6 protein-coding genes are annotated in these 10369 nt (G+C 36.0%); all 6 read left to right on the top strand.

Going from position 1 to position 10369, the window contains the following annotated elements; all coding sequences use genetic code 11:
* Positions 1 to 153 precede the first annotated feature (153 nt).
* The 6 genes from tnaC (at position 154) to LGZ98_RS04135 (ending at position 10348) form a co-directional block, all read left to right on the top strand.
* Positions 154 to 252 (top strand): tryptophanase leader peptide, encoded by a 99-nt coding sequence (gene tnaC, locus LGZ98_RS24205; RefSeq protein ID WP_113042652.1) that lies wholly within the window; start codon positions 154 to 156, stop codon positions 250 to 252.
* 122 nt (positions 253 to 374) lie between these two features.
* Positions 375 to 1775, top strand: coding sequence for a tryptophanase (gene tnaA, locus LGZ98_RS04155; RefSeq protein WP_228903011.1), 1401 nt, complete (start codon positions 375 to 377; stop codon positions 1773 to 1775).
* Positions 1776 to 1977: 202 nt separating this feature from the next.
* Positions 1978 to 3222, top strand: a complete 1245-nt coding sequence (gene mtr / locus LGZ98_RS04150) for a tryptophan permease (protein ID WP_228903012.1) — start codon at positions 1978 to 1980, stop codon at positions 3220 to 3222.
* A 702-nt stretch (positions 3223 to 3924) separates the two neighbouring features.
* On the top strand, positions 3925 to 4551 hold the full coding sequence (locus LGZ98_RS04145) for a TetR/AcrR family transcriptional regulator (protein ID WP_262977765.1): 627 nt from the start codon (positions 3925 to 3927) through the stop codon (positions 4549 to 4551).
* A 460-nt stretch (positions 4552 to 5011) separates the two neighbouring features.
* Positions 5012 to 7327, top strand: a complete 2316-nt coding sequence (locus LGZ98_RS04140) for a hypothetical protein (RefSeq protein ID WP_262977764.1) — start codon at positions 5012 to 5014, stop codon at positions 7325 to 7327.
* Between the two features lie 132 nt (positions 7328 to 7459).
* Positions 7460 to 10348, top strand: a complete 2889-nt coding sequence (locus tag LGZ98_RS04135; protein WP_262977763.1) for a Tc toxin subunit A — start codon at positions 7460 to 7462, stop codon at positions 10346 to 10348.
* The last annotated feature ends 21 nt before the right edge of the window (positions 10349 to 10369 follow it).

Raw genomic sequence — 10369 nt, 5'->3', positions numbered from 1 at the left:
TGTTTTTCTTGTTGATTTATCTGATTCATTAAATTGAATCTATATATAAAATTATATTTCTGCTGTTTTCTATTTTTGTGGAATTGGTCACGGATAATTTAAATATTATCTATATCTTAATGGCTGATTTTAATCAGGGAATAAATTCATTTTATGATTTCTATATTTTTACGTTATTATTTTATCTGTTCTTGTAATATGAAAGCATGGTTTAATGTCGATCACCGTATTTCTCATTTTTTCCCTGATTAACTGTTCTGGTTATATTTAAAATTAAATTTTTTAATCACTATATTTATTTTGGCATATTTCTGTCTGTTTTTGGAAATTTGTCTGAATTATGCAGTATAGCCAATTATTGGATAAAAATATATATGAAACGTATTCCAGAACCTTTCCGTATTAAAATGGTAGAAAATATTCGCATGACTACTCGTGCCGAACGTGAAAAAGCATTAGAAGAAGCCGGATATAATCCGTTCCTATTACCTAGTGACGCGGTTTATATTGATTTGCTGACGGATTCTGGCACTGGAGCAATGAGTGATCGCCAGTGGGCAGGAATGATGATGGGGGATGAAGCTTATGCAGGTTCCCGTAACTATTATCATCTATGTGATAAAGTTAATGAATTAATTGGCTACCAATATACTATTCCAACCCATCAAGGGCGTGGAGCAGAACAGATTTTATTCCCGACATTAATTGCTCGGAAAAAAGCACAAGGTGGCGCAACGCATCCGGTCTTTATTTCTAATTTCCATTTTGATACGACAGCGGCTCATGTTGAATTAAATGGCGCGAAAGCGATTAATGTTGTCACGTCAAAAGCCTTTGATACAACCACCTATTATGATTGGAAAGGCGATTTTGATATTGATGAATTGAAAAAAACGATAGCAGAACATGGCGCTGATAATGTTGTCGCGATTATTACAACCGTTACCTGTAATAGCTCCGGTGGTCAGCCTATCTCTATGGCTAATATGAGCGCTGTGTATGAGATAGCAAAGCAACACGATATTCCGGTGGTGATTGATTCAGCCCGTTTCTGTGAGAATGCTTGGTTTATTAAGCAAAGAGAAAAGGGCTATGAAAATAAATCCGTTAAACAGATCGTCAAGGAGATGTATCAATATGGTGATATGTTAACAATGTCAGCTAAAAAAGATCCCTTGGTCAATATTGGTGGTCTTTGTTGTTTCCGTGATGATGAAGATCTCTTTAATGAAGTGCGTACCCGCTGTGTGCCAATGGAAGGATTTGTGACTTATGGCGGTCTCGCCGGACGCGATATGGAAGCATTGGCAATTGGTCTTGAAGAAGGGATGAATGAGAGTTATCTGGCATATCGTATTAATCAGGTGGCTTATTTAGGTAATAGATTAAGAGATGCAGGTATTCCTATTCAATATCCAACCGGTGGTCATGCTGTATTTGTTGATGCTAAATTATTATTACCGCATATTCCAGGGGAACAATTCCCAGCTCATGCACTGAATAATGAATTATATCTGGAGGCGGGAATAAGAAGTGTGGAGATTGGTTCTTTGTTATTAGGTCGTGATCCAACAACCGGAAAACAGAAACCATCACCAATGGAACTTTTGCGATTAACGATTCCTCGTCGCGTCTATACTAATGATCATATGGATTATGTTGTAGAAGCCTTTATTTCCTTGAAGGAGCGAATTCCTCAGATTAAAGGATTAACGTTTACTTATGAGCCATCCGTATTACGGCATTTCGTTGCAAGATTAAAACCAATTAAATAATAAAAATCGGGATGATCCTTGTTTAAGGGCATCCCCAATTATACTTCTTATTATATACCCTATGGATTTCAAGATGCTTCGCGACGGCAAGGGAGTGAATCCCCGGGAGCATAGGTAATTATGTGACCGGGGTGAGCGAGTGCAGCCAACAAAGAGGCAACTTGAAAGATGACGGGTATAACGCCACGCTAGGGTAACATATATGGCTACTTTGCCGATAAAAAAATCGTCTCCATCTTTATTTGGCGGCGCCATGATCATTGGTGGAACGATTATTGGTGCGGGCATGTTTTCTTTACCGGTTGTCATGTCAGGAGCATGGTTTTACTGGTCAATTGCCACTTTGATTTTTACCTGGTTTTGCATGTTGCACTCAGGATTAATGATATTGGAAGCCAATCTTAATTATCGAATTGGCTCAAGTTTCAGTACTATAACAAAAGATCTATTAGGCAATGGTTGGAATATCATTAATGGTATTACCCTTGCTTTTGTTTTATATATACTGACTTACGCTTATATTTCTGCGAGTGGATCGATTATTCAACATGCTATGCGAGAAGTATCGATAGATTTTTCACCTGGGCTTGCTGGTTTTTTATTTGCTCTTGTTGTTGCATTTATTGTCTGGTTAAGTACTAAAACTGTTAGCAGGATGACGTCGATTATTCTTGGTGCTAAGGTATTAACTTTCTTTATGACGTTCGGCGGTTTGGTTTATAATATTAAACCGGCGGTATTGTTTAATACAACTGAAGTTAATCCAACTTACTGGCCTTATATATTAATGACTTTACCTTTCTGTCTGGCCTCCTTTGGATATCATGGTAATGTTCCTAGCCTGATGAAATATTATGGAAAAGAACCAGAAAAAATAAAGAGATGTCTGTTTATTGGGACATCAATGGCTTTGGTGCTTTATTTGATCTGGTTGGTTGGAACAATGGGAAATATTTCCCGGCCTGATTTTGTCGAAATCGTAGCAAAGGGGGGCAATATTGATGTTTTGGTTCAATCATTAAGTGGAGGATTGAACAGTTCTGCTCTGGGCTTATTATTGACTCTCTTTTCTAACTTTGCGGTTGCCAGCTCATTCCTTGGTGTCACGCTTGGGTTGTTCGATTACCTGGCTGATCTCCTTAAATTTGATGATACCAAACTGGGGCGCTTTAAAACGGCATTAGTGACGTTTCTTCCGCCAATGGTCGGTGGCATGATTTATCCGAATGGTTTTATTCATGCGATAGGTTTTGCTGGCCTTGCTGCAACAGTTTGGGCAGCTATCGTTCCTGCATTACTTGCCAGAGCATCCCGTAAACGATTTGGCAGCCCTATGTATCGAGTTTGGGGAGGTAATGTGATGATCGGCTTGATTTTGCTATTTGGCGCACTAAATGCTGCTGCCCATATCTTATCAAATCTTAACCTGTTGCCCGTTTATTCATAAAAAAACTCCTGCGGTGGGGGGCCGCAGGAGCCTGGTGTTGACGGAAATAAGCTCCGAAAGGGAGAGAACAAAGCCGGTATTTTTATGTGTTAATTTAGTTTGTTAACTCCTAACATCTTACAGCAAGGTTATTAACAGGAAGTTCTTATGGCTTCCCTTTGTACACGAATAGTTAACTGCTTTAATTTCTTTAGTACAACGTCCTGACAGACATGTCGTAAATTCATCCCTGATAGGACAATAGCATTAGAATGCCCTCTTTTGGCAACTTTTTGCCTAGTCATTAATTAGTTGTATATAATCTTTCAGTGTCAGTGTTGTTTTTGCAACGGTATTATCGCCGGGGCTAAGCCATCATTTACCGGTATTCGTTAATCACTTGTTGGCAAAAATCAGGTGAATTCACATGATGAGGGCTTTAGGTTGTTTTGATAAAAAGTGATTGAAAGCAACTGACATTGACTTTTTTTCATTATAATTGCGAATACTTCCCTGGTGCTGACGACTCATTCATGGACAGATTATAGTCAAGATGAGACTTAAGTATCACTGTTGTATTACCAAATTGAGATTGTTATCCCATTTAATACATAAATAAAATGAATTAATTTGGTCGTTTTGTAGATGGTTGAGTAGAGTGATGATAGCGAAAAAATATTTTAACCATAAGTGTTAATGTTGCGATTTTTATGGTGAAGAGTTATGGCAATGATAGATTCGAAGACGAAAACTCATTTTACTGGTACTCGGAAAAAAACTTATACATTGCTAATCAATGCGGCATTGGAGCTTTGTGAACAGAGAGCGATACCTTCGGTTTCTGAATTGGCAATGCATGCTGGTGTTTCCAGGGCAACAGCATACCGCTATTTTCCGACACAAAGTGATTTAATTGATGCGATTGTTGATGCCAGCCTTGGGCCGATCCTCACCTGGAAGCCTGCTAGTGAAAATATCGAGGAGCGGATTACTGAGTTGTTGGATTTTGCTTATCCCCGAATGTTTCAATACGAAGGTGCATTGCGTGCTGCTCTGTTAGTTTCCTTGCAACAATGGGTTCAGGGATGTTTATCTGAGGGTAAGCAGGAAAAGAAACTGGTACGTGGACATCGTAAAGATATCCTTGCAATGGTTGTTGAACCATTAAAAGGGCATTTTCCGCCGGATACTTTGGAAAATGTCATTCGATCTTTTTCCCTAATTTATGGCTCCGAGGTCTTTCTGGTGATGAAAGATATCTGGCAGATGGATAATGAGGAAATTATTGAGATCACTAAATGGGTGGCAAAAGCGATAATTAATCAAGCGTACAGAGATTCTGAATTATAGGTATTGTTTATATCCGTCATCTTTCAAGCTGCCTCTTTGTTGGCTGCACTCACTCACCCCGGTCACATCGTTATCTATGTTCCCGGGGATTCGTTCCCTTGCCGTCGCGATGCATCTTGAAATCCATAGGGTATATTGCTTTTTGTATTTAAATATTAATTATATGGCTAATATTATATATTATGCATTACATGTTTTTTGTTAATATTTACCTGTATTATATTTTCATTAATATATGTTATGCTTATCATATATATCCTAATTGATTATTAATCTATCAGGGTAAATTGAATAATATATATTTTTCATTCAACTTATGTCTAAGTTGGCAATAGAGCAAAAATATAAATTATTCTCGTGATGACTTTCATATTATTAAATTAATATGATGGCGGCAGCTATTGTTTAATACGCTTCCTCTAATAACAAATCTTTTATAACGTCTAAAATAGGTGATTATATGACCACAGAAAATAGCATTATTGATGATTTTAACGGTAAAACGAAGACTCTAGGGTGGGATATTGTTGCTGCCTATGATAGAACTAAAATAAATATGCTGTTTGAACAGCAATATGTAAGAAAAGTAAGTGAAGGTACACATTTTTCACCTATTTTCTGGGAAAGCAGAAATAAAAAGATAAAATTTGACAACTTGATATTGGGAGTGCCGTTAATTTCCTTTGAAAATTCATCAATTGAAGATTCTCATGCAACGGTAAAATTAAATTTTATTTCTGGCACGATAATAGAACTTTATGATGATGGTAGAGTAAAGAATTATCAAAGAATTACGCCGAATAATGATTACCATATGACGATAACCGTAAATTTGAGTGCGTCAACAGGCTCTGTTGGTAATGATGGAAAAGTTGTTGTTGAATTTAAAAAAGGAGATTTGGGAGTAGTCAATGTTATTGACGATGCGCCAGCAGAAGTCAAGGAGTTTTTCCGTAATTGGCTTAAAGATAATGATGTAACTTATGAGTTAGGTATTTTGAAGCTGGATAATACGGCTGGACTGGTTCCAACAATGTTTAAAATCAGAACTCAACCGGCACCCGGTGCTAATTTATATGGTTCTGATAATTATGGTCATGGGGCGGTGTTGTTATTTATTGCAACAAACTATAATCCTAACGGTAGGGAATTACCAATTAACTCAAGTAATTTCCCTTATTTGATACCGAATAATCGTTCTGCGGTATTAATTATCAGTAATAAGACACTTTTTGAGAATATTCTTAAGCCGCAATATGAACATTTATTACCGAGTTCTACGAGTGTAAATTTAGAATTGGTCAAGATTGATAGCCAGAAAGATGACTCAGCTAGCTATTTGAATATAACAAGTGGGTATGCTGAGAGCAATGAACCTGTACAATATGAAGGAGGAGGGTATAAAGTATGGACGGGAACGGTGAAATATCATGATAACAGTAATATGTGGTTAGAGAATGCCAAGATCCCCTATTTAGGAATGCATATTAAACCAGGCAAGGAAAAAATTGTCTTTTCTGGGACGAATAATAATGACCACTCTTATTATTTTACCCAATCAGTTGGTATTCTTAATGATTCTCCAATAAGCGGTGGTTGGTACAAGTCTAAAATTCATTTTTATATTGATGGCTCGATAGATATTACGCCTCATGTAAAATCTAATGATGAGATTGAATTAAAATTAAATAATAGAATGATAACCAGATATGACAAACAAGATGAACCTAGTTGGGGAATACACTTTTTCCCTAAAGAAAAGTTTATTAATAAAACAGCAGAAATTGTTAAAGGTGTTGTTGAAAATAAATTAACCAATGTTGCAAATATTAAATTAGATAGCATTAGTCTATTTGCCGTTAATCACCTTCTTTTCCCTGAAAGCAATTATCTTGAATTTGATAAAGTGTATGTGCCTGGGGATATGGTGCTATTTGGTGATATTTCTCCAACATCAACTGCTTTTAAAATCAAAGATCTTCAATTAACTATACCAGTGAAAACTAAGCATAAATTTACAACCAACACCAATGCAACAGTAAAGTGGTCCATTACTCCAGCGGAATTGGGGAGTATTAATGCGAATACCGGCTATTATACGGCACCGGCTAAGATAAAAGGAAATAGCCAAATTGTGACAATTACTGCGACAGATTCAAACACAAACGCTAAAGCTTCAGCGGTTGTCACTCTGTTGCCTTCCTCAGTATCGGTTAGTCCTTCTTTTGTTGTTATCAATGAAAATGATGTTAATAAGAATGTCAATTTTACTGTTTATAACAATAAGAAAGTGAATTGGCGTGTGGAAACGGGTACTGGCTATGGTGTTGTTGATGCAAATGGCAAATATACGCCTCCAGCCTCTTTCCCGGCTGGATATAATATGGTTACGGTGACGGCTGTTGCTGATAATGGTGATTTAGATAAAGTCAATATTCTGCTTATCAGTAAAAGTACTATAGCTGAATTCAAGATTGATCCTAGCTATAATCAAGAGTTATTAACACCCGATGCCGTAATGGAGTTCTCTTCTGTCGGTAATGATTTGACTTCTCCAAGTGAATGGAGCCTTATGCCGGCAAGAGGAAATATTAAGGTAGGTGAGCCAGAAGTGATAAAAGATGAGTTTGGTAATGACATCGAAAAGTATACTGCAACTTATACTGCACCAAGTGATATTACTTGTTCAGAAATTGTTTTACTCAGAGTGACACATAAGAATAAACCCAATCGTGCAGGATATGCTCTGATTACACTTGAGCCGAAAATCAGTTAATAGTTAACGACTTTTAATAACTACCAGATGATGTAATAAATTTCTTATTATTTATTGCATCTCTGTTCTCTAATCTATTTTTTTAGAAAAAAACATCCATCCTGTATATTTCCGGCGAATAAAGGCGATCCTATGAATAATGATATCAGCCCGTTGCTAAAGAAATTAGGTAATAAATATAACTTTACCGATAAGATAATTGAATCAGATTATAAATCTATTTTTGATATTATAAGAATACCCCGTAATCTATTTTTAGATAAATATAATTTAAATCATCAGGCAGAAGATATTTATGATACAGCAAACAGCTATGCTATACAAATAGCGCGTAAATTTCGCCGGCAGCATTACACTCATAATACATATGCCAGGAGTTATTCTTCTGTTTCATTGAAAGAAGGTCCCCAATATCAATCCTTATTTCAGGATAATTGGCAGAAATACTGTCCAAATGGCGCACTGGAAGCAAATAATTCACCGGTTGCTTATTTAGCAGAGATTTATAAATTAGCGATGGATATTGAATCCAATGCGGGTGCTGAGGCCATTAAAATAGATACGCGCCGCTCTGATTTAGCGCATTTAATGCTGGATGAAGTGAGTATCAATCAAGAGATTTCAACATTGTCATTGGTTAATGCTATGCTAAATCAACGTTTGGAAGCTATGCTAAGACAACAAGGAAAGACAAATTTATCTAGTTATGATCTTTTAGCCAATGTACGTTATCCATTCCAACTCCCTTATGATCATGCGCAAAACCAAATTAATCTAACATTTGATAATAAAAAACTTTTTTGTTTGGAAATGACGCAACAGACAGATAAGAGTTATCCTTATTTTCTTAAATCCAACCTGAATACTGCTAATGGAGAATTTATCGCGCCTTTAGCAAATCAATTAGGTATTTGCCAACAAAAAATAATTAATGAGCCATTAAACCCATCTAATAGCCAATTCTATCAGGATAATTATGGCGTTAATAGTGCAGACTTACTTGAATTGTTATCAACTTTCACTACACAAACAACTCTTTCTGTCGCAGAAGTTGAGCAATTATTATGTATAAAAGGAATATCTACAAATAAAGGGAAGGCATTAGAACAAAATAACGTGAGATTATCTCAGAATGTGCTTAATTTAGGTATACCTGCGGCTCCTTATCGTTATGGCGCTGTTTTTATTAATGGGCCAAATGCAAAAGAGAGTGATTTTTTACATTTGTATCGTGAATTTGCCTCAAGTGATCATTTGCCACAAGAGATAAATAAGCTATCCGGTGTGAATCATGAACGCTTTGATAGATTAAATCGCATGATACGGTTGTGGAGATGGGTTAATTTGCCGGTAGATAAAATTGATTTATTGGTGACTGCCACGATGCGGGCAGAAGGGGATGCAAATAAGCAATTACAGATGAATGAAAATACTTTACGTATGTTAGGTATTTTCCATCATTGGAGCAAAAAATATCATATTTCACCTGATGATTTTGCCGCGTTGATATATCAAATTACTCCTTTCTCGACGGGTACAGCTATTCCTTTCTTCGATCAGATTTTCAATTCATCTTCGTTATTTGATGCACCATTGGTGATTGATGATCGTGAGTTTTATTCAGAAAAAAAACAGGATAATAATATCATTAGTAAGTTATGTGCTGGATTGAAAATTGAAGCGAAGGATTTTTCTTTATTAGCACCATTAGTTGCTGAATCGATGGGTAAAAAAAGTTTAACATGTTCACTTCCTGTTGTTTCTGCGTTTTATCGTATTGTGCAACTGTCGAGAATTTTGGGGTTAACACCACAGGAAGGTGTGGTTCTTTTAACGTTGATAGGTGGAAATAAAGTATTAAAACAGGTCACGGGTATGCCTTATTTATCGCAACCAGGAAATAATAGGCAAACAGATATTCTGGATATTATGATTGCAATGGAGCAAACCACTGAATGGTTAAGAATAAATAAATTATCTGTTGGTACTCTTCAACTATTCTTATTACCAGCTAATGAAGTTGTTATGACCGGCAATGCGGCGCAGGTGGCCTTTATTAATCAAGTTGGATTGCATCGTAATTCAGAGAGTTTAACCCTGGAAAGTTTATCATCAAATATCTTACCAGTATTAGATGATAATGGTAATTTGATTGATTGGTTAACTCTACGTCATACTGTTTTAAATGCAGTATCTCATCAAAAATATGGTTTAGTTAAGCCTGATGTTAATATTACTGATGAAATTAATAAAGCGATAAAAAGTATATTACTTGATGATAAAGTCAAAGTATCTATTACTGAACAATGGGCTGAAATTATTACTCAAGCTCAATCTGCACAAAATGCAATATCGGCCAGTATGTTAGTAAATGCATTTCAGCTATCACAACCATTTCCTTTATTTATTTTAAACTGGATCGGCTCAAGTAGTTATGATTTTTTATTGAAGTCATTTGAACTGTTTGATAATAAAAATTTACAGCCAGAGATGATCAGTCAGGATTATTTGATACTGATGTATGATTTGTCGCGATATATTTCAGTGATTAAAACTTTCCGACTGAGTACTGTGATGTTGAACTATTTTTCTGAACATCCTGAACGGTTTGGCTGCCAGAACACGCAACTTTCTTTATCGGGTATTTATTATTTCAGTCGCTACCGAGATTGGATGCAATTAGTTGCTTCTTTAGATAACGCGGAAGACAAAATATTGCGTTATTTGGAGCTAGTCAATACGAATAATCAAAATAACGATAAAATTAATAGGGTGAAAATATTAACTGAACTATTGTCATGGCAGCGTGATGAAGTACTATTAGCTAATTCATATATTATCGGCAAGGAAGATAATACGGCAAAAACATTAGCTGAAATAGATATCATGATGAGACTTAAAGTTTGGTCCGAGGAAATGGCACTTTCCATGCGTTCATTATTAGCGACGATAAATATCAATGCTCATTCCTCTTATGAGGATTATAAACAGGTTGGTATAGCGATGGTAGCAACTCTGTAAATATATACCCGTCATCTTTCA

It is taken from the genome of Photorhabdus kayaii (assembly GCF_025384895.1).
Classification (GTDB): Bacteria; Pseudomonadota; Gammaproteobacteria; order Enterobacterales; family Enterobacteriaceae; genus Photorhabdus; species Photorhabdus kayaii.
This window is presented reverse-complemented; position numbering and strand designations above follow the sequence as displayed.